The 21,392-nt window shown below is 38.1% G+C and carries 17 protein-coding genes; 10 read left to right on the top strand and 7 right to left on the bottom strand.

Annotated features, from left to right (window positions below; translation table 11 throughout):
* Positions 1-49 precede the first annotated feature (49 nt).
* Positions 50-3,925 carry an AAA family ATPase gene (locus CXF89_RS07685; protein ID WP_121954276.1) on the top strand — a complete coding sequence of 1,292 codons (3,876 nt, stop codon included), beginning with the start codon at positions 50-52 and terminating at the stop codon, positions 3,923-3,925.
* A gap of 71 nt (positions 3,926-3,996) precedes the next feature.
* On the opposite strand, the gene CXF89_RS07680 is transcribed toward CXF89_RS07685, so the two are convergent.
* On the bottom strand, positions 3,997-5,844 hold the full coding sequence (locus CXF89_RS07680; protein ID WP_121954275.1) for a hypothetical protein: 1,848 nt from the start codon (positions 5,842-5,844) through the stop codon (positions 3,997-3,999).
* 118 nt (positions 5,845-5,962) lie between these two features.
* Between CXF89_RS07680 and CXF89_RS07675 the strand changes: the two genes are divergently transcribed.
* The 4 genes from CXF89_RS07675 to CXF89_RS21175 all read left to right on the top strand — a co-directional run bounded on the left by CXF89_RS07675 (position 5,963) and on the right by CXF89_RS21175 (position 8,171).
* Entirely contained in the window at positions 5,963-6,172 is a 210-nt protein-coding gene (locus tag CXF89_RS07675; protein WP_121954274.1) for a hypothetical protein, read from the top strand.
* Between the two features lie 54 nt (positions 6,173-6,226).
* Positions 6,227-6,907 (top strand): hypothetical protein, encoded by a 681-nt coding sequence (locus CXF89_RS07670; protein ID WP_121954273.1) that lies wholly within the window; start codon positions 6,227-6,229, stop codon positions 6,905-6,907.
* Positions 6,908-6,964: 57 nt separating this feature from the next.
* Positions 6,965-7,489: a hypothetical protein gene (locus CXF89_RS07665; RefSeq protein ID WP_121954272.1), complete on the top strand. Its 525-nt coding sequence runs from the start codon at positions 6,965-6,967 to the stop codon at positions 7,487-7,489.
* 508 nt (positions 7,490-7,997) lie between these two features.
* Positions 7,998-8,171 carry a hypothetical protein gene (locus tag CXF89_RS21175; protein ID WP_180961388.1) on the top strand — a complete coding sequence of 58 codons (174 nt, stop codon included), beginning with the start codon at positions 7,998-8,000 and terminating at the stop codon, positions 8,169-8,171.
* A gap of 62 nt (positions 8,172-8,233) precedes the next feature.
* Here the strand turns inward: CXF89_RS21175 and CXF89_RS07655 are convergent, their stop codons facing one another.
* A complete protein-coding gene (locus CXF89_RS07655) occupies positions 8,234-9,595 on the bottom strand; it encodes a DUF3987 domain-containing protein (RefSeq protein WP_121954270.1) in 1,362 nt (453 codons plus the stop codon).
* Between the two features lie 24 nt (positions 9,596-9,619).
* Positions 9,620-9,868, bottom strand: coding sequence for a helix-turn-helix transcriptional regulator (locus tag CXF89_RS07650; RefSeq protein WP_121954269.1), 249 nt, complete (start codon positions 9,866-9,868; stop codon positions 9,620-9,622).
* A gap of 54 nt (positions 9,869-9,922) precedes the next feature.
* Here CXF89_RS07650 and CXF89_RS07645 point away from each other — a divergent pair, with 54 nt between their 5' ends.
* From CXF89_RS07645 to CXF89_RS07635, 3 genes are all read left to right on the top strand, one after another.
* The gene (locus tag CXF89_RS07645) at positions 9,923-10,975 is read left to right on the top strand and encodes a hypothetical protein (protein WP_121954268.1); all 1,053 of its coding nucleotides are present in this window, start codon (positions 9,923-9,925) and stop codon (positions 10,973-10,975) included.
* A 413-nt stretch (positions 10,976-11,388) separates the two neighbouring features.
* Positions 11,389-11,913, top strand: a complete 525-nt coding sequence (locus tag CXF89_RS07640; RefSeq protein ID WP_024600726.1) for a hypothetical protein — start codon at positions 11,389-11,391, stop codon at positions 11,911-11,913.
* Position 11,914: 1 nt separating this feature from the next.
* Positions 11,915-12,619, top strand: coding sequence for an NRDE family protein (locus CXF89_RS07635; RefSeq protein WP_121954267.1), 705 nt, complete (start codon positions 11,915-11,917; stop codon positions 12,617-12,619).
* 119 nt (positions 12,620-12,738) lie between these two features.
* On the opposite strand, the gene CXF89_RS07630 is transcribed toward CXF89_RS07635, so the two are convergent.
* Entirely contained in the window at positions 12,739-14,502 is a 1,764-nt protein-coding gene (locus CXF89_RS07630) for a lysophospholipid acyltransferase family protein (protein WP_121954266.1), read from the bottom strand.
* 352 nt (positions 14,503-14,854) lie between these two features.
* Between CXF89_RS07630 and CXF89_RS07625 the strand changes: the two genes are divergently transcribed.
* The gene (locus CXF89_RS07625; RefSeq protein ID WP_007587289.1) at positions 14,855-16,069 is read left to right on the top strand and encodes a cyclic di-GMP phosphodiesterase; all 1,215 of its coding nucleotides are present in this window, start codon (positions 14,855-14,857) and stop codon (positions 16,067-16,069) included.
* Here the strand turns inward: CXF89_RS07625 and CXF89_RS21365 are convergent.
* Positions 16,029-16,352 (bottom strand): hypothetical protein, encoded by a 324-nt coding sequence (locus CXF89_RS21365; RefSeq protein WP_101164136.1) that lies wholly within the window; start codon positions 16,350-16,352, stop codon positions 16,029-16,031. The two genes, CXF89_RS07625 and CXF89_RS21365, sit on opposite strands and share 41 nt — an antisense overlap.
* A 283-nt stretch (positions 16,353-16,635) precedes the next feature.
* On the opposite strand from CXF89_RS21365, the gene CXF89_RS07615 reads away from it, so the two are divergent.
* On the top strand, positions 16,636-17,898 hold the full coding sequence (locus CXF89_RS07615; RefSeq protein ID WP_121954265.1) for an outer membrane protein transport protein: 1,263 nt from the start codon (positions 16,636-16,638) through the stop codon (positions 17,896-17,898).
* Positions 17,899-18,011: 113 nt separating this feature from the next.
* On the opposite strand, the gene CXF89_RS07610 is transcribed toward CXF89_RS07615, so the two are convergent.
* Both CXF89_RS07610 and CXF89_RS07605 read right to left on the bottom strand, forming a co-directional pair.
* Entirely contained in the window at positions 18,012-20,867 is a 2,856-nt protein-coding gene (locus CXF89_RS07610; RefSeq protein WP_121954264.1) for a valine--tRNA ligase, read from the bottom strand.
* Between the two features lie 53 nt (positions 20,868-20,920).
* Positions 20,921-21,367 carry a DNA polymerase III subunit chi gene (locus tag CXF89_RS07605; protein WP_007587285.1) on the bottom strand — a complete coding sequence of 149 codons (447 nt, stop codon included), beginning with the start codon at positions 21,365-21,367 and terminating at the stop codon, positions 20,921-20,923.
* Positions 21,368-21,392 lie beyond the last annotated feature (25 nt).

The raw sequence follows: 21,392 nt of genomic DNA, 5'->3' as shown, positions 1-21,392 counted from the left end.
CATTAATATTAGCAATGTTCAATTTAGCAATACAAACTGGAGACATTGCATGACACTTACCTCATCACAAAAAAATAGCTTATTAGTTTCTTATTACAAGACCTTTCCGACTGCTATAAGAGAAAGCATCTTCACCTCTGGTGTTTATAAACACAGTGAACTACTTGCGGTTTGCCTAGCACACTATTTGGGGGCACACAGACCTTATGACGAAAATGTCACATTTAAATTTAGGTTTAATTCAGATGCTCTATTTAACTTAACGATTTCGTGTCTTGATGTTACGAATATAGATATGCTTCGCACAGAGCTAAGCAATTTTGGTGAGAAAGCATCCAAAAAGTGGGCAAATAAAACATTTGATAAATACGTTTCAGGTATAAAAAAATTTACCTCTTACTACGAAAAAACAGGTTGCTTTTATTTTGAAGAATTCGCTGAATTTTTAGTGCTCACCAACAGCGTAAAGCAAGACGATTCAATTAATGAGTTTGATTATAATAACAATGAAACCGGCTTTATTGGAGAAGCAACAAGCGGTAATTGCGATGAAAATGCAGACCCATTTGCTGATTGTCTATTGGGTTTTTATCAATCTGAACAACCTACAGATCAATTAAGCACAATCAATTTAGCTGAGTTGATTAAATACGGTGACAGTAATGTGCATGAACTACTTAACAACTTGTCTTGGATGGTACAAGCTAAGCATGACATTGATGGTACAACGCAAGATAAAAATCCAATTCATATAGACGAGGAACTACTGTTGGCGGCGGCTTCTGGTTGTGTTGGGATTATTAATCAATTTTCTTATGCCTTTGAGCTCCCTGCGTTTACAGTTCGCTTCCCAACGCAATGTAATCAACTGCGTGCTCAGCTAATGGAGCAAGTTTTTGAACGTACTGCTGAAACAGGAACCGGCTCGTTAAGAGGACCAAGTAAAAACTGGTTTTCTATTGCAGAGCATGCTTATAAGCAAAAGTTATCATTTGAACGAGGCAGCATAGAGCTATTAAAGAAGTTACTCGTGAAAAATGAAGACTACACAATCAGCTTCGTTATTGATTCCCCTACAGACTTCAAAAACTGGGTTGAAGAACAAAATACCACTCATCGAGTCTTTGATGATAATGACCTTTTAATTAAAAAGTTTGTAGAGCAAAACAAAACAGATCCATCTAAACCGTATTTATTAGCAAAACAGGTAAAGCAAACATTGTATGGCAAGGTCATCGGCCAGTCGTTGGCAGTTGAAAATGTATCAACACATCTGTCATCTTTACTAGTTAATGGATCTGCTATTCACCTTGGTGTATCGACATTTTTTGGTGCAAGCGGTACAGGTAAGACATTTTTAGCTGAAACGATTGGCGAAGTATTTACCGACACACTAGGACTTGATTATCAGGTTAATATTCTCAATATGGAGCAATATTCTGACTCTAAAGATGTATTAAAGCTTTTTGGCTCGGGTTCTCAGTTTGTTGACTCAGCATTAGGTGATTTAACCCTATCAGTCACAAAAAAACCGCGAGCAATCATAGTGTTTGATGAAATTGAAAAAGCCCACCCTGAAGTAGTGCAATCACTGTTAACTCTTATTGATAAGGGCTATGCGGTTGACTCTACTAGTAATAGAAAAGTGGACTTTTCACTTTGCTATTTCGTGTTTACAACTAACATTGGCAGCGCTCAGTTAACCGGCGATAAATGTAATATCGACTTCGATCCCTTAGATTTGTTAACCAGAAAGAAAACAAGCAGTGACCGAGTGCTTTCACCAGAAATGGCTAATCGTTTGGCTGCTGGCAACATTGCTGTATTTAAGCCTTTTAAAGCAAAAGATTTAGTGACTATTGCCCATAAAACAATTAATGGATGTAGTAAACGTAAAGTTCAATGGCCATCGGGCAAAACAGCTGAAATTATTCTGGCTACTTTAGGCGGTGCAGTTAGCCCAAGAACCATCGCTAAGCAGTTAGGCAAACTGGAGGGGCATATAATCGATAAGTTAATTGATGAAGTTCCTCCATACCAGTTAGCAAAATTAAACAATGTTTGCTTTGCAGATGAACGAGTAATAAATGATGTAACTCCAACTGTTCATGTGTTGTCTTCTCAGCATTTCGTTTACGATTTGGTGAACGAGCGAGTGAGTGTTACTCAAAATACAGATCTTACTTCGATTGAAAAGGCATTAAAAGCCAACTTTGATGCAATTTTAATTGATGAATCTGAACTAATTGCAGATACAAACTCTCTAGCTGATCTGATTAAACAGCATCCTGATAAAGCAGTATTTACCTGTAGTTTTAATGCCGAGCAATCTAAGCTAAAAAAATATAATGCTGGGCTTTTATCTCAAAAGCACTACAGAACAACAAGAGAAGTTGGCTACGATATTTTGAATTACATTCTCTCAGGAGTTATATATCAGGCTCAGCTTATTAAGCACACGGCAGCAGCTATTGCTAGAAACACCAATGTTAATTTTGAGCTCGTCCATAAGCTCACAAACAATGGCGTAGAGGTTAACTTTAAGTCGCTTACTCAAAAGCAAAGAGTACGTGCTGAAGATGCTGAGTTGCACTTTTTGGATTTTGCCGGTAAGCCAGAAGGTTCACTTGATGATGTGATTGGCCTCGACGCTGTGAAAAAGCGTTTAAAACTCATTATTACGGCTATGGGAGAAGAACAATCAGCACATACTAAGCAAATTGAAATTCCCAAAGGCTATTTATTTACAGGTTTGCCCGGTACCGGCAAAACCCACTTAGCACGGTCGCTGGCTGCCGAAAGCGATATGTTCTTCTTTTCCGTCAACGCTGCTAATCTTTTGGTGGGCAATGTAGTTAAGAATATTAACGACCTGTTTGCGGTTGCTAGACGCTACCAGCCTTCAACTATTTTTTTAGACGAAATAGACTCCATTGCAAAATCTCGCAACTCATCAGGCAGCTATGCTATCGCTGTCAACGCTCTGCTCACCGCAATGGACGGGTTTAGTAAAGACGACAGCAAAGTGTTTGTACTGGCAGCGACGAACAATCCCAATCAGCTTGATTCTGCATTAACCAGAGTGGGGCGATTTGATAGAACAGTGCCTTTTAACCTCCCGTGTAAAGACGCGAGAGCGGCTTGTGTACAGCAATGGTTTGATAATAAAGAAAGTAAGCTAGACGCTGAGTTAAAAGACGAACTGGTTGCTATGTTAAAAGGTGCCACAATTGGCAGGATTAACGAAATATTTAATAACTCAATACTTTCCAGCTTGGCTGATAATTATGAATGGCAACCTCAGTTATTAATTGAAGAAATACGTTCTGCCAAACTTGGCTATGTCAGTCAGTCGTTAAAACAGTCGAAAGAGCAAATTGCTAACACCGCTTATCATGAAGCCGGTCACTTGGTTGCTCATAAGTTGCTGTTGCCAGATGTACCGGTGGAATTTGCATCTATTCAACCTAGAGGTGCTGCTCTAGGCATGGTGGTGCCAGGGCAAGCAGAGAATGAACCTGTATTGTCTAAGCAGCGGGTAAAAGCTTATTTACAGGTATTCCTTGCTGGTATTGCAGCTGAGAAAATGCGAGGCATGACGGGAGATGCGCAAACCATTGGTGGAACAGATGATCGCCGCAAGGCTACTAACTTAGCCAAAAAAGCTATTGTGAATTGGGGCATGTCAGAACAGTTTGGCCTAGCAATACCATCAGAGCTAACCGTTGATACTACTCAGGTAAACCTTGAAATCAATAATTGGCTCTCTTTAGCCTACAAGGAAGTGTGTGAACTGTTACGGAGCAATAAAGCCTTACTCGATAGAGTAAGCTCTGAGCTACTCACAAAAGAGCAATTAGACAAAAGAAATATAGAAAGCCTGTTTTCTGTTTCAAAGCGTCAGCCCCTATCAAATGCTGCATAGCTTTTAGTACTAAGGGGAATCCCCCCTTAGTTTTGCTTTTAGATGCCACATTAATATAAGTCGAGCTGAATTTAAATAAATTCAGCTAAGTTTAGATTTTCTGCTTTGTCGACCAGGTATTTTTCATTTTGACTTTCCTTATAAGTATCTGGGCAATACATTGAATGTTGCCTTTTGGTTCCTTTAGATGCTTCCATCATGAGAGTAGGTTCATAAAAAGGTAAAGGTTTATCCCACACAGACTTCGTATGTAAATCTAGTTCATCCTGCGAACATTCTGTATCTTTGAAGTTCATGCGCATATGAAATGGGGCAAAGCTATTTGAATGAATACAATTATTTAATTTAAACTTTTTAATTAGAGCGGATAAGTTGCTTTCGTATTTTTTTAAATCTTGTGAATTTTGAAATAAGTTACTTGTTTTTTCAATTATCGATTTATCCAAAGAAGAAAAAATATGGCGTTCTTCAATGAGCCTATACTCTATAGAATGCAAGTTTAATGGAATGTCAGTCACAAATGCAGGCCAAGAATGAACTTGCATGCAGATAAACTCATCATTTCCATGCAAAAATATAATATGTGTAGCTTCCAGCTCTTGAGCCATAAATAAATAGTACATGATGCGTTTTTTTGTGATGGGGATATATTTAAAGAAGCAGGCTATTTTGTTTGAGGATTTGCTGCTCGTAAGTAAAAAATCACATTTTACTTTCTGGTTTTGCGCTTTAGTCAAATAGGGATACCCAAAAAAGTCTTGGGTATGGTCTTGTAAGCTCTCGTTGAGATCACACTCTCTATACCCGTAATTTGAGAGCTTACTTTTCAGCTTGTTAAATGCTTCACCCTTACCAATGCGCGAATCAACTAAATCTTGTCTTTGCTCCATATTAGACCATCTGACCTTAGTTATTTTATTAAAATAGAGGTCATAGATGCGCTTACATAAGTTGGTGTTTAAATATTCAGTACGATTGTTAATGATATTCCAAATATTGTTCTGAGTAGTATTAAGCAATCTAGCAATCTCTGATTGAGAAAATCTAAATTTTGTTTTTAATTTTGTTAAAATCTCTCCGTAGCTCATCACCATTACTTCGATAAATTTTACTAACCGGAGCAACTTTACAGCAACTTGAATAGAGTCATCATATTTCATGTGAAAGAGTCGCTTTGAAATTATGCTCAGGTAATTTTTTATATCTTCATCACATATTTCATCATCACGAAAGACCTCATATATACCCGTGAGAATATCAGGTATTGACGTAGGTTCTTCTCTCAACCTTTCTTCAATTACACCTCCAAGACTTACGTGGATACAAAGGCTATGAAATGGACTTTTTATGTTTGATATTCCACCGAAATACTTTTTAATATGGCAGTTTACATATATCTTAGTTTGTATTTGATAACCCCTTTCACTGTAAAAACACTTTTGTGGAATTCTAGATTCATAGCTTGCGGTGTTACTTTCTAATATGTCTAAAAATCTAAATAGTGTTTTCATTCGTGAAGGCGCTTTTATGTCTTTTGGAACATTGCCTAATACAGACTCAAGTTTATTTATTGTATTAGAGCTAGGTTTTACGGAGCCATTGTTCAATCGGTAGAGAGTGACTATTTTTAATCCTGATTTATCTTTCAATAAAGAATAATCGTTTCGAATTGCTGTGATGGCTTTGTTTGTAAGGGATGTATTACTTGAATACGTCTTTAGATTCCTTACCTTTTCTTCTTCGAGGCGGTTCAGCTTTTTTATTTCGATAAGAGCTGACTCTTGCACTATATCTTCATAAGTTTTACTCAACGCCTTCATTCTTAATCTCATCCATTTTGCCAAATTCCGTGGTTCAGCAAGCACATCTTCATATCTAAATTTTGTTTTCTTGGTTTTACACGGTTTGCTTTGTTCCATAATTTCCCACCTTTTCTTTATCATAAAAACTATAACTAATTTATAGGTAATAAGTAAATTAGATTGATTGGTTAAGCTAGTTCCATATTCGTTTTAAGCAGATGATCGGAACAGAAATATGAAAAATTTAAATAAAGCCCAATTTAATCCAGATACCTTAAACAAAGCGGTAAAACTTATTCTAGAAAATGTGTTTTACCTAAGCGAAGACATCATTCGAGGCCAACTAAACAGCGCATCGTGGATTGGTAAATGCAAATCTAAATACTCTGTAGGTGAAATTGTAGACCTTTGGTACTGCTGTTGTGACTGCGATATTGCAGCTTAATCGATAACTTAATCAAACCAGATCAACAACATTAATGTGGCAGAGGTAGCAAGTATGAACCAGTCAGAGCGCAGAAGAAGCATTGAGAAAAATGATTTGTCGACCCGGTATTCAGTAACTATTCCTGAGCTGGCTTGTAAATATGGGGTTTCAGAAAATACCATAAAGTCAGACTTTATCGGTTTAGAAACGATTGGAGTGGCGTATTGTGCTAATCCAAATGGTAAGCCTCAGCTTTGGTTTGCTGTTCAGCCGAGTAACTCATTAGATATGACCTTAGAGTTGGCGTTTGCATTGAAATATGTCAACGAAACGGTAAAAGCCATGCTGCCAGATGAAATTTATCATTCTATTGAACATGTATTTGAGGCTGCACAAACCACTTACCATAAAAAGCGTAATGCTAATCATCAAAGTAAGGTGGTGCGGTTTGAGCGTCTAACAGCGCAGGTTAATTTGAGTAAACACCTTGCCCTTAAACACATAAGTTATGCTGCTCTGAGCGCTGTAAAATCAGCTATAAGCTCAGGTAATCATTTGCTAATTAAAACAGCCAGCGGTGAGCATGTCCTTGAGAGCATATCGATTTTTGAACTTGACAGTATGTTGTTTTTAAAGGGGAAAAGTGCAGGTGTTACAGGCAAAATTGAACAACTTAATGCCTGTGACATTACTGCCGCACATGAACTCGATTCATTAACTGATTGGCGCCCAACTACAAGGCGAGCAGCCTAATTTACTGCGGTATTTAATTTCCATTGAAATAATTCAATCTTTTTAGAGGTATTTATTATGCGAGCTTTAGGCTTATCAACATTTGGTTACGTGCCACTTCTTATTATCGGTGCACTTGTTATTGGCGCTATTTCTTATGTACTTTCAGTGTTTGCCCAAATAAGCCAAATCACAAATACATATTTTGCAATGGGCTTACTAGATACGTCCTTATTTTATGCGTCATTTGCAATTGCCTGTGCAGTTATAGCAACAATTTTGATTTATATTAAAAACAAAAAGCGTAATAGTCCTTATCAAAAATCTAAAAACTATTTTCATCTAAGCTTAATTTTCTTTGGTAGCCTTTATGGACTTCTCATTGCGCTACTTTACACATACATCAGCATTCAAATGTCTCGGTTTCATACTTTAAGCCTTGCTACCTTTATGGCGTATATTTTACAGTTTATTGTACTTTATCAAGTTATCACTCTGTGCTACGCATTGCTCACTGATGCATGGAGAAGTAAGAAGCGAACCTTGAAAGTAGTATGGTGTTTGGGTGTGTTGAGTTTTGTTATAACCGCTGTAATAGTATAAATGCAAAGCTAAGAATAATGGCCAAGTAAACATATTTAAAATGTAAAAACATACAGTTACACAGGATTTTGCTTCGGTTTATAAAAATACCAATTAGTTACTTATCTTAAGGTTTTTGCAATTAACATAAGGCCAAGGTTAAAGTTGAAAGACGTTGTTAATATTAATCGCACCTTTCCTTTTAATGCGCAGCACTGACATGACAGACAGAGAGTAATTATGTCAGTGATGTCAGTTTTTATAGGTATTTGAAATACGATTCTTCGCAGAGTTTAGTTGGATTACTTGAGCTAGTACTTCGCATCCCGGTGCCACCTTCAACAGTATTTTTCTTTGCAAATTTTTCGAATTTATCCATTGATATAATACGCCACTCAACAATGTCTCTATTCCTGACTTGGTGAAGCAGTTTTTTTACGCTAAATCACTCAAAGAAATAATGCCAGGTGCTAGTGTTAATAATGCATTTGTGTTTCCTGCAAGTGCTGGTCTCTTAAGGTCAGCGCACATGCAAAATAGACAATCGGCACAATTACTTGATGATGAATATGGGGTAATCGATTGTTTTTATATCGACCCAGTTGAAGTGATGTATCAATTTGTTAATAACCATCGCTTAGTAGAGCTTAGCAATAATATTCTTTCTTACTCAAACCTGTTTGAACTTACGTATAACCAATGACAACACCGACAATTTGTAAAAGTGTCAGTGTTGTCAGTGCTAATAATCAACCTAGCTCGATACTACTTATGAAAGTCGGGGTGAATGAGGTAGCTTGTTCTGGGCTTGCCATTTGGAGATTCGCTCACCTCTTTCAGGTATCCATGCTCCAATAAGCAGTCAATAGCTTGCTGGCATTTGGCATTAGTAGTCAGCCCTTTCCAGTTCTTTCGCTGTAAATAGCGTTTGTTGAACTGATTTGGCAGCTCAGGAAGCTTAGACAACAGCGATTTAGCAACTTCAATATTAGGATCTTCAGTAACAAGGCTCATTACCTTGTGATAGTGAAACTCAACTAATGACATCCATTTCAAAGCCATCTTAACGTGCTTTGCTTCGATGATGTTGGAAACATCGTTTGCATTTGTCATAGATAGTAAATGGAAGATCAGCGTTAGTTTGGCACAAAGAGCTCCGTATTTACCAAGAACTGCCTGTATGTGACCTTGTTCTTCTTTGCTTAAGCGTTTGATTCTCAATGTATTATACTCGGACATAATCTTTTGAGCTTCATCGTTGAGAATAAAGCGAGTTCTGTCATTATTTTCCCTAAAAGATAGTAGCTTCTGAAATATTTGTTTCGCACTAGTGTCAGCTTCCTCATCAGGAGCAATATCTGTATGTTGCTCAGGTTTTGTTGAATAAAACAACAACTGTATTCTTTCAAGTAAGCCATCGTTTTTCTCTCCTTCTTTTCTGGACTCAAGTAAAGGAGCAAGCATACTGGGCTGAATGGTCCCTAATAGTGATAAAACTGTTGCCTCCAGTTCAACGTCGTCACGGCTTATGCGACTTTCTATATGAGTCGAGTTACCATTGAAAGCAGATAAAAAGAAACCTCGTTCAGCTGCTCTGCTTTCAGAATAGAGTCCGGTAAGCCAGCCTGCTAGTTCATCGCGAGAAAACAGAATCCCCTTCGGATTATCAACAAGCTTGAGCGTCAATGCTTCTTTCGTTACATCACCAATAACAAGATTGGTTGGCTTACCAGAAGAGTTCTCTTTTGGTATTAAAGCTTGTGCCACATCTAAAGCAGGACTTTTCATTTTTGAAGGCTCAGCGATAGCACACGACCATATCGTAGGAACTACGGTCCAGCCAACGTCGTTTCGTTTAGGCTGAATAACAGCACTGTTACCGATGACGGCTGCGGCACAAGCTATAACGGCGCCAGCAACAAATTCAGGTGATGCATCATTTAATCTGTATGCATTTGAGAATACGAAGTTTCTCACTGATTTAGGAAGGTAATCAGGGTCTAGAGTTACTTCTTCAAGTGAAACAGAATGTAACTTTGCAGGTGGCTCCCAATAGGTATCTAATTCTTTCTCGTCAGTGCATACAGGCGTTGATGGTTTCTTGCGAAACCCAAAGTTGAATTTCATTTATTCACCTCCTTGTGAATGGGTTTAAATACGGTTGATTGTTTTTGGTTTAGGCTTTGATTCAGGTTTAAACCCATTAGTTTCTGTGTTTAACAGCTGGGCTGAGATCCATGCTTTTATTTCTGACTCAGGCCAAAGGCGGCGCCGACCAACGCGGATACTCTTTGGTAATTCGGTGCCTTCATAACCTCTGCTCAAAATGTTGTGAATTTGAGCTGCACTTGTCCTGAGGATATTTGCTACTTCTTCGGTTGTATAAAGTTTCTCGTCCATGTTTGCTTCCTTGTTCACATCCTTGTGTTTTGTGTGAGATAATTTTGCCAAATAATGAAAATTAATACTGGGGCAAAGTTTTCAATTTATGTGCCCCAGCACAGGATAGTTAATTGGAATATTGAAATGTACAAAATACTTAGTCAGTTAAGGGCGCAATACTGGTTTTGGTATGTTAGGAATGAGCTGATTCTAAATGAGTTAAAAAACGAGCCAAATCATGGAGACGCAGAAAAATTACAAAAGTTATTAGAGGAACCTACTTTGGAGGATATATTTGGCAAGGACAGTATATCCCAACAAATATTTTCAATTTCAGGTGATGTGCAACTTTGTTCAATATTTTCTGAAGATTCAGATAAGTTCAGAGTAGGTACTCGTCCAAGCACAGAAACTACTCCTAAATGGGTAGATCGTTATATTCCAGGTAGTTTGTCTGCATTTATTGAAGGGCCTAGTGGTTTATTCGAAATTATTGAGGCGAATTCGGTTCCTGAGGCCATATTTATTATTGCCAGACACCTATCTAATATACTGAAGGAGGATTACGAATTAGTTCAAGGTGATAATGAGCTAGAAAGATTGACCGCAAGTCTTTCTGAGCGTTTGCAATTTGAAATGTTTGGGGGAGCGTTTAAGTTGTTATGTACTATTGATGAAATTATTAATTATATTTTCCCTAATAATGAATGGGGAAAATTTGTTCCTGTATTGCAAGTCGATAAAGCCTCACCTCAAAAACTTGAACCGACACATCTATTTCAAAGTCAATTTTTAAAACTAGAAGTAATGGCTCCTATTGCTATTGGCTATGGTTTTTTTAGGGCTAGGTTTTTCAATGAAATTCATTATTTATCAAAAGTGTGCTACGAAGAGCAATATTTAACATTACTTAATAAGAAGTTTATTATGAATGAAGCATTTTGGTTGTTTGAATCATATAATAGTGAGCTTTCTAGTGCAGAATACTTACATTTTAAGGAGTCTGAGCGCAAGAAGGTAAATGCAAACAGGATTGAGCAATCTCCAATCAAAAACATTTTCTGCGAGGCTCACTCTCTAACAAAGCCATTATTTTTTGCAAAATGCTTCCTTACAGAAGAGTAGGAAAGCAAAGGTTGATTTTTGCAGGAGCAGGGACAATAATGGGACATTGCTCCAGTTAAATAGAGTTATTTAGAATTAGTTTAAATTAGCTGGAAGTATCGAGGTTCCTAGGCTAGAAGAGAATATTCATTATTTATCTGCCCCCTAACGTGGCCCTCCGGAGGCTGAGTTGTAGGTTCGATCCCTACCGAGAGCGCCATTTGCTTTTACATCTACTAATATCCCTCTCTATATTATCTAGCTTTTCATTAATTACTTTTGTATATAAAAATGTATTACTGCATAAATTTTGAAATTTTATTGTAAGAACAGCTTTCTAGTTATTTATACAATGCAAAATTGCATTATTCAAAATGTTATCTAACGTTATGTATGCATATACGACGAAATTATAAATGAGGAAAACCGATTCAATGTTAAATAGTCAGTTAGAAATACTCGCTCAAGGTCATACTTATCTTGAAAGTGTAACTAAAGAGGATTATTCGCAAATCGTTGCTCCTAATTTCATTAGTTCGGCTGGGTCACATATGCGCCACATTATCGATCATTACCAATCTTTAATGACGGGGTTTGATATAAATAATATTGATTACGATAGTCGCCTACGCGGCAGTAATATTGAAAGTAACCCCTGCGAAGCGATAAAAAAAATTGCCGAGATAGCATCGTGGATTGAACAGCTAAGTACAGATGATTTTAATAAACCGCTGTTACTTTCAAGCGAAGTATCAATTAAAAGTAAAAATGTACAAACTGTAACAACCTCATTAGCACGAGAGCTGATATTTGTAGGAAGCCATGCAGTACATCACTATGCGATGATTTCACAAATTACCTTTGCACAAAAAGCATCATTCGACCAGAGCTTTGGGTTAGCACCAAGTACAGCCACTTTTTTGAGAGAAAAAAGCCAATCAAAATCACTGCAAAGTTAATATGTGCACTTTAAGTTACTTCTTAACTGATGATGGCTACGAGTTGTTTTTTAATCGTGATGAGCAAAAAACGCGAGAAATGGCAATCGCCCCGAGTAAGCACACAGGTAACGCAATTTACCCGATCGATCCGCAAGGGGGAGGTACTTGGCTTGGTGTATCGCATTGGGGGCAAACATTAGCTTTATTAAACGATTATCAAAGTGTATTTGATATAACTGCCGTAAAGCACAGTAGAGGTCTTTTAATCCCACATTTACTGAGCAACAAAACCCCTGCATTGTCTCAATTACAAAATATGGATTTATCAGGTTATGCGCCTTTTAAATTATGTATTTTTCCGGATAAATTATCCCTAAATAATAGTCACATCGTTTTTGTTCGGTGGGACACAAAACAATTAATCGATTGCCAAGTTGAATCGCTTGCAACGTCATCTGGCGTTGAGCTAGAAACAGTTACACAAAAGCGTAAACAACAATTTAAGCAATTTATTGACTTAAGATATCCTGCAAGTGAGCAGTTTTTAGCATTTCATTACAGCAAAGCCGAGCAGGGTCAATATGGTGTAAATATGCAAAGAGAAGATGCAATGACAGTCAGCATTAGCCATATTAAGGTAGGCAATACTATTCGCTTTAATTATTTTGATAAGCAGTCTCAGCTCATTAGCAGCATTAGTTGTTTAAAAGTGGCTGCAGCTTAACTAAATATTTTTATAGCTATAACTATTACATAATTAAAAACAAAAAAGTCGATGTCATTAATTACATCGACTTTTTTGTTAACTGTATTTTACCTGCTGTATTAATACAGCGATAAAAATTATAAGTGATTTATATAACCATCTTTTTTATCGCCAAGATAGAGCTTAAGTAGCTTTTCAGGCGCGCTTGGTAGGTGCACACTTAAAAGTAATCCTGGGGTGTGATTAAAGTTACTGTCAATTCCCATACAATGAAATTGAGCGCCTAGCTTATGATATTGCTTTAATAAAATCGGTATGTCTTTTTTATCTTCTTCTATTCCCATAACCAATGTTGATACATGATCTATGTTTAACGTGTGATCATTAATGAAGTCTTCAAACTCTGGATGAATTTTATTATTAAAAGGCGTATTGGCGCTAACACCTTGTTTATTATTAACCATAGCATGGTCAATAATTGCGACAGAACGAGGGTCGTAAAGCTTACTTAATGAAACCGTGCCATATAAAGTCCTATAACGTGGGTTTTGCGCCATAAACGCACCGATCCCTTTAAATAGCAGTAATAAGCCATGGTAACTGCCTTGATGTTTTTGAACTATAAACGAGCGACCCATTTCCAAGCACGGCTGTTGTTGATTAATAAAAGAGGGTTCAAAATTAAACATTTGCGATAAATAAAGGGCGCTCACGTCGCTATTTTTTTGTAATAAATCAGTTTGTCCAATTCGATAAGCTCCAATGATCTCTTCATTTTTATGATCAAAAATAAATAAATGCATGTAGGTTGCGTCAAACTTATCGGTATCACATGGCTCGCCGCTTCCTTCGTTTAATGTACGAAAGGTTATTTCTCTAAGGCGTGTTATTTCAGCAACACAATTAGGTATTTGATCTTGATAACCGTAATAAACGGAGTAACTTTTAAAGTCTAATAAGTGCTGCTCGCTTGGTAAGCTAGCAAGTTCACTCGTCATGTTTGTTTTATCGACATCCTGCATAATCGCTTTTAGTTGCATTGATTGGGCATCGTCTTGCCAAGGTGTTACAAAGCGTTCATCGTTTAAATAGCAAAGCAGGCGCGCAATATCGTTAATGTCGTCAGTTTTCTCAAACTTATTTAATAACTTGGGTGTAAGTAAATTACCAGCACCTAAATTAATGGACCTTTTTTGAATTTTAAGTAATTCACGTATTAGCATTAATAATCTAAATCGGTAGTAAATACGTCCCAAATTGTAAAACATAGGGCTATTTTGACCACTAATAAACACAGGTAATAAAGGGGCTTGTGTTTTTAAGGCTAGTTGAGCCGCTAAGCGATTCCATTGTCCGTCGGTTACACGTTGTTTTTTTGATTGAAAAAACGAAACCCTGCCAGCAGGAAAAACCACAAGTAAACCATCGTTATTTACATGTTTAAAACACTGTTTAATTGCACTGGTATTAATAGCTGCTTTTGGTTTTAGCGGATTGGCAAATATAAAATAGTCTTTAATTTCTGTAAATATTTTTAAACCAACGTTAGCCATTACTTTAGTATCGCTACGATAATGGGTGAGTAATTTGGCAATTATTACGCCCTCAATCATGCCATAAGGATGGTTACATACTACTATGCAAGGGCCTTGCTTAGGTATTTTGTTAATAACACCTTGTGCGCCAAGTACATTAATACCCAATACATTTAAAAGCTTTTCACTAAACTCCTGCTTATCTAAACCCGATAAATTATTAGAGAGGTATATATCACGCAGTTTATTTATACCTAATAAGCTATCGAGCAGTGGAGCGGCTGCTTTTAATATATGACCCAAAGGCGAGGCTGTGTTTATTGCAGCCACACTCAGGTTTGATACGGGGTGGTTTAGTTTTGTCATATATTAGTACTCTTAAGAATTTAAAGCAGTTGTTATTAAGTGCTGTGTATATTGAGACCGAGGCAAAACAATATTATGTTCAAGAAAGGTTAATAAAGTTCGCTTTTTTATAATGATTAGATAAATTTTATAGCTAAATCACCTGCTTTTTAGTGATAAGCAATTTAGTGTAGTTGAGATGAGAGTGTTTAATTATTAAAAAGTAAAATAATCAGAATTACAATGCAGCTCAAATAGGGCTGTAAATAATGCTTTTAGTCATATATAACTACTTACAACTCAAAAACTAGACTTTTAGGCTTAATTAATGCTATTTAAGGTACATATTCCTTAATAGAAAAATCCCGCCTTTATGCTAATTACTTTGCCCGTGTCTGAGCTTACTCCTGGTATGTATGTTGATAGCGTTACTAAGCAACATGAAGGGATCAATAGCATAAAAATTAAGACCAGTGGCTTAGTACGCGATAGATCTATTATTAAGCGTTTAGTCTCTGAAGGGGTGCTTGAGCTGCTTATAGATTTTGCTAAAGGTGATGCCCCAGTTCCTGCCAAATATAAGCCTCAAAGCAAACCTAAAACATCTAATAGCCAGCAAAAAGCCGAAAAAACACCTATAGCAATCTCAATTGAACAAGAATTTGCTAAAGCGAGTGTCAATTACGATCAGCATGGCCGAAAGCTACAGTCGTTATACGGTGACTTAACATCTGGCCTGAGTGTTAATATAAAAGTGCTTGATGAAATAGCCAGCGAAATAGTCAGCTCAGTTTTTCGTAACGCCAACGCCATGACTATTCTTACTCGTATAAAAGACAAACATAGCTATAACTGGCGGCATATGATCAACTGCGCCATTTTTACCGCTGTATTTGCTAAATACTTAGGGTACAAAATGGCTGTTGTGCAAGAGCTTGCCATGGGCGCGTTACTTCATGATTTAGGCCAAGCTAAATTACCGCAGGGTATATTTTCAAAGCCAACTAAGGTTACTAATAATGAGCTCTTAGCTATTAAAAAGCATGTAGCGCAAGGTTTGGGTTTAGTTAAAGGCGAGAAGGGTATAACACCCCTTATGCTTGATATGATAGTGAATCATCATGAGCGCTTAGATGGCTCTGGTTATCCGCGAGGCCTACAGGCAGAGAAGTTAAGTCGTCCAGCGCGTATAATGGCAATTGTAGATGTGTACGATGCAATGACTGCCGATAGAATGCATCAAGATGGTGATGAACCAATCAACGCATTGCGGTACTTATTAGCCAATAAGCAATTGTTTGATGGTGAGTTAGTACAGCGTTTTATAAAGTGTTTAGGGGTTCATCCAGTAGGAACTATTGTAAAATTAACGAATGAACGTTTAGCTTTAGTGCTTGAAGGGAACGTATTAAATCCTATTAAACCTAAAATTAAGCTATTTTATAATGCTAAGCACAATCATCATGTTACACCGAAAGACATCGATTTAAGTGAGCACACCCAAGAGCTTAAAATACTATCAAGTGTTAAGCCCTTAGATTATCAGATTAATTTGTCTCGCCTGTTAAAAGAGCATTTGTTGAACTAGTTTTACTGCATTGCCTTTTTTTAGTTTGTTTTGCAGAAATAAACGCACCCAAAAAGCAATTTCCCATCAGTGTTAACCATAACAAAGTGCCTAGCTCTACGTGCAATGCAAAACAACACAGCGCTAAAGAAATCAACGCATTTAACATTGCCCCTAGCCAATAATGGTTTACGGGGTTATCGCATTGTCCTGCTTGAGTACATGCACAGTAGTTTGCTTTGTAAAAGCAAAACACACTCGCCCCACAAAATATTAGCCCTGTAATAATAAATAAAATGATCACAGTTTTACTTCCATTGCGATTTTATAATGAGTGTAAGTTGCTACTAATTTCAAGTCAATCTAAATGATAATTAATTACATTTAGAGTGTTTACTCTAATACCACACTTCTCATCCGATGAGTTTTAAATAGTTGTTAAAATGTCGTTAAAAAACATGTTTTTTACTGTCTTTTGACGTATTCATAGAGTTTTTTACAAAAAATTAAGGTAGTGTAATCACGTTTTAAATCCTAATAACAACACACATAGTACCCAGACAGTCAGTTTGGTTAAGGACTCAACAATGAAATTTTCTAAAACTCTTATTGCAGCTTCGCTTGCATTTGTTTCAGCTGATAGCTTTGCAGCTGCGTTTCAATTATCAGAGCAAAATGCATCGGGTTTAGGCCGTGCATACGCTGGTGAAGCTTCTATCGCAGACGACGCGTCTGTAGTTGCACGTAACCCTGCACTAATGACTTTATTTAAAGAAAAGCAACTAAGTGTTGCTGCTATTGGTGTAATTCCAGATGTAAGTATTGAAGGCGAAAGTACTAATAACGGTATTGACCCAAGTGCATTAGATGACGACAGCATTGCACCAAGTGCTGTAGTACCTGCTATTTACTTTACTATGCCTTACAACGATAAAGTATCGATTGGTTTTGGTGCATTTTCTAACTTTGGTTTATCTACAGAGTTTAACGACGAATACGTTGCTGGCCAAATTGCTGGCGAAACAGAAATCTTTACTGTTAACCTTAATGCAAGCGTTGCTTATAAAGTAACTGAGCAATTCAGCTTTGGTATTGGTTTAAACGCTATTTATGCTGATGCAACTGTTATTCGTAAAGTGGGTGCTAATGCAAGCGGTATTGATTTTGGTGCTGATGCTGTAAACCTTCAAGGTGATGATACTGGTTTTGGTTTAAACGTTGGTTTAATGTACCAACTAGATGATAACAGCCGTTTTGGTTTTAACTATCGCAGCGAAACAGACATCACATTTGATGGTGACTTCTCAAACGAGTTACCAGTAGGCGGTACTGGTGGTGCTAAGCTTCCAGGTGCAGTTGATCTAACACTACCAGCTATTGCTGAGTTTTCTGGCTCACATCAGCTAGATGACAAGTTAGGCTTACATTACAGTGTATTATGGACAGGTTGGAGCAGCTTTGAATCACTAGAAGCACAAGTAACGTTACCAACAGGTGATAAGTTTGTTGCGTTTGAAAAGCAAGAGCAGTTTGATGACTCTTTCAGATACTCTGTAGGTGCTGATTACCAATACAACGAAGATTTACTACTTCGTGCCGGTGTTGCATTTGATGAGTCTCCAGTATCGCAAACACACCTTTCTATCTCTATTCCAGATACAGATCGCTTTTGGTTCTCGTTTGGCGGTAACTACACAATTGATCAAAACTCTAACGTTGATCTTGGTGTAAGTATCATCCGTGGTAAAACACAAACGTTCACAGAAGCTGATGACTCGGGCAGCCAGTGGGGCTTCGAATCTAAAGGCCACGCGGTATTACTTGGCGCTCAGTACAACTACAAGTTTTAATGTAGAAGTGTCTTGTGGTTAATCACAGGGCACAAAAAAGCCGCTCACTTTAATTAAAGTGAGCGGCTTTTTTAATGCCTATTAAATAGTGTTAATAGGCATTTTATGAAAGCTTATAAGCTTTCTATTTTAGTTTTTTGCTCAAGTAGCTTAGTTTTAGCATCGCTAAACTCAGCCAGTTTTGCATTTTCTTTAGCAAGTACAGCTTCAGGTGCGTTGTTTACAAACTTTTCGTTAGCAAGTTTGTTTTGGACTTGTGCTAGGCCTTTTTCTGCTTTTTCGAGTTGCTTATTAATACGCGAAAGCTCGGCTTCCACATCAATTAAGCCCGCCATTGGGATCATGATCTCAAGGTTGCCAACATAAGACGTTGCACATGCAGGTGCCCCGTCTTTGTTTTCAAGCATTGTAAACTCTTCAATTTTTGCAAGTGATGCTAAAAATGATTTGTTTTCTTCAATGCGTCGCACGTCGTCGCTCGATGCATTAGCAAGTAATACGCTAAGTGGTTTACTTGGACTAATATCCATTTCACCACGAATATTACGAATAGCTAAAATGAATTGTTTAACCCACTCCAAGTCATCCATCGCTTTAGCATCAACGCTTGCTTCATTATATACAGGGAACGGCTGAACCATAATGCTGGTGTTTGCTGTTTCAAGGCCTGCAAGTGGTGCAACACGCTGCCAAATAGTTTCAGTGATGTATGGCATCATTGGGTGCATTAAACGCAGTAAGCTTTCAAGTACAGTAATAAGTGTATTACGTGTACCACGTTGCTGAGCTTCATTACCTTTAAATAATACCGGCTTAGTTAGCTCTAAGTACCAATCACAAAATTGGTTCCAAGTGAATTCGTAAAGTGTGTTAGCAGCTAAGTCAAAACGGTAGTTATCTAAATGCTCTGTGTAGGTTTTAACGGTTGCTTCATATTGACCTAAAATCCAGCGGTCAGCTAATGAAAGCTCCGTTTGAGCACCGTTTGCAAAACCACAGTCTTGCTCTTCTGTATTCATTAATACGTAACGGCTCGCGTTCCATAATTTGTTACAGAAGTTACGGTAACCTTCAAGGCGGTTCATATCCCAGTTAATATCACGACCGGTAGATGCCATTGCAGCAAGGGTAAAGCGAAGGGCGTCGGTGCCGTGTGCTTCAATACCGCCTGCAAATACTTTACGCGTATCTTTTTCGATTTTAGCGGCAAGTTTTGGCTGCATCATGTTACCAGTACGTTTTTGTACTAGGTCTTCAAGTTCAATGCCGTCAATCATGTCTAGTGGGTCAAGTACGTTACCTTTTGACTTAGACATTTTATCGCCATTGTCGTCACGTATTAAGCCAGTTACATATACGGTTTTAAACGGAACTTGTGGTTTGCCATTTTCGTCTTTTACAAAGTGCAGCGTCATCATAATCATGCGTGCAACCCAGAAGAAAATAATATCAAAACCAGTTACCAACACGTCAGACGGGTGGAAGGTTTTTAAATCATCGGTATTTTCTGGCCAACCTTGTGTAGAGAACGTCCAAAGCGCTGATGAGAACCACGTATCAAGTACGTCTTCGTCTTGGCTTAGCGTTACGTTATCTGTAATGTTGTTTTCACGGCGTACTTCAGCTTCGTCGCGACCAACAAATACGTTACCTTCATTGTCGTACCAAGCTGGGATACGGTGACCCCACCAAAGCTGGCGTGAAATACACCAATCTTGTACGTCGTTCATCCACGAGAAGTACATGTTTTCGTATTGCTTAGGTACAAATTGAATATCGCCATTTTTAACAGCGTCTTTTGCAGGCTCAGCAAGTGGTGCAACACGTACATACCATTGGTCGGTAAGTAGTGGCTCAATTACAACACCAGAGCGATCGCCGTAAGGAACCGTTAAACCATGGTCTTCAATTTTTTCAAGTAGGCCAAGTTCTTCAAATTCAGCCACAATTGCTTTACGCGCTGCAAAACGATCAAGGCCGCGCAAGCGCTCAGGAATTGGCGCATCAAACTCAAGCTCTTTACCGTCAAAGGTGTATGTTTCACCTTGGGTAAGAATAGCGGCGTCTTTATCGAAAATGTTGATCATCGGCATTTGATGACGCTTGCCCACTTCGTTATCGTTAAAGTCGTGCGCTGGGGTTATTTTTACACAGCCCGTGCCTTTATCTTTATCGGCATGTTCGTCAGCAACAATTTTAATACGACGATTAACGATGGGTAATAAAATCTCTTTACCAATTAAATCTATGTAGCGTTCGTCATCAGGGTTTACTGCAACACCTGAGTCGCCAAGCATGGTTTCTGGACGAGTTGTTGCTACTACTATGTAGTCTTTTCCGTCTTGCGTTGTAACGCCATCAGCCAGTGGGTAACGTAAGTTCCACATGTGGCCTTGTTTATCTTTGTTTTCAACTTCAAGATCAGAAATCGCAGTGTGTAATTTAGGATCCCAGTTTACTAGGCGTTTGCCTCGGTAAATTAGGTTTTCTTTATGAAGGCGTACGAACACTTCTTTAACGGCTTCAGATAGGCCATCGTCCATGGTAAAGCGTTCACGGTCCCAATCAACCGATGCGCCAAGGCGACGAAGTTGTTTGGTAATAGTGCCGCCCGATTCTTTTTTCCATTCCCAGATTTTATTAATAAAATCTTCGCGGCCTAAATCGTGGCGTGTTTTACCTTCTTCGGCATGCAGTTTACGCTCAACTAACATTTGCGTTGCAATACCTGCGTGGTCAGTACCTACTTGCCATAATGTGTTGTTACCTTGCATACGTTTAAAACGCGTTAGGGTATCCATTATTGTATCTTGGAAGGCGTGGCCCATGTGTAAGCTACCAGTGACATTTGGCGGCGGGATCATAATTGAATATGGTACGCCTTTGCCAGATGGCTTAAAGTAGCCTTTTTGTTCCCAGTCTTGATATAGAGACTGTTCAATATCTTGCGGATTGTAGGTTTTATCCATTACACAGAACCTTAAATAAGTACTTAAATTAGTTGGTTAGTTTGCCTGATTGGCTAGCTATTAATATCTTGCGTGGTGAGATTGGCACCGAGTTGGCGTAGCTTTTTAAAACGCTCGCGGGCTGCTTGTTTAGCCGCTGCTTCTACGGGTACAAAATCAAAAACTTGGTTAAACCGACGAATGTAATCCGGTAATTGAGTAGCCAAGTTAATTAAAACTTTACGATTGCCAACAGGTGGCGTAATACCAATTTCTACAGGTGCGCCGCCTTTAGGGCCTTCACCTTGTAAATTATGTGGCACAAAACTATCTGGATCGAATGCCCAAATTATTTCATCAATGGCACAGGCTGCTTCGTTATCGTTAACACAAATAAACACACGCTGCCCATTTCGATACTGATCGGCCGCAATTTGAGCAGCCAAAGCAAAATGATCGTCAGCCTTCGCTTTAGACTCATCTTGTTGCTTTAGAACGAAAAATTTAGCGTTCATGTTCATTGTATCGGGGTTTCCCATGACATTG

It is taken from the genome of Pseudoalteromonas sp. MelDa3 (assembly GCF_002863625.1).
Taxonomy (GTDB): domain Bacteria; phylum Pseudomonadota; class Gammaproteobacteria; order Enterobacterales; family Alteromonadaceae; genus Pseudoalteromonas; species Pseudoalteromonas arctica.
Note: the sequence above shows the minus strand (reverse complement) of the source record. Positions and strands in the feature narration are given on the sequence as shown.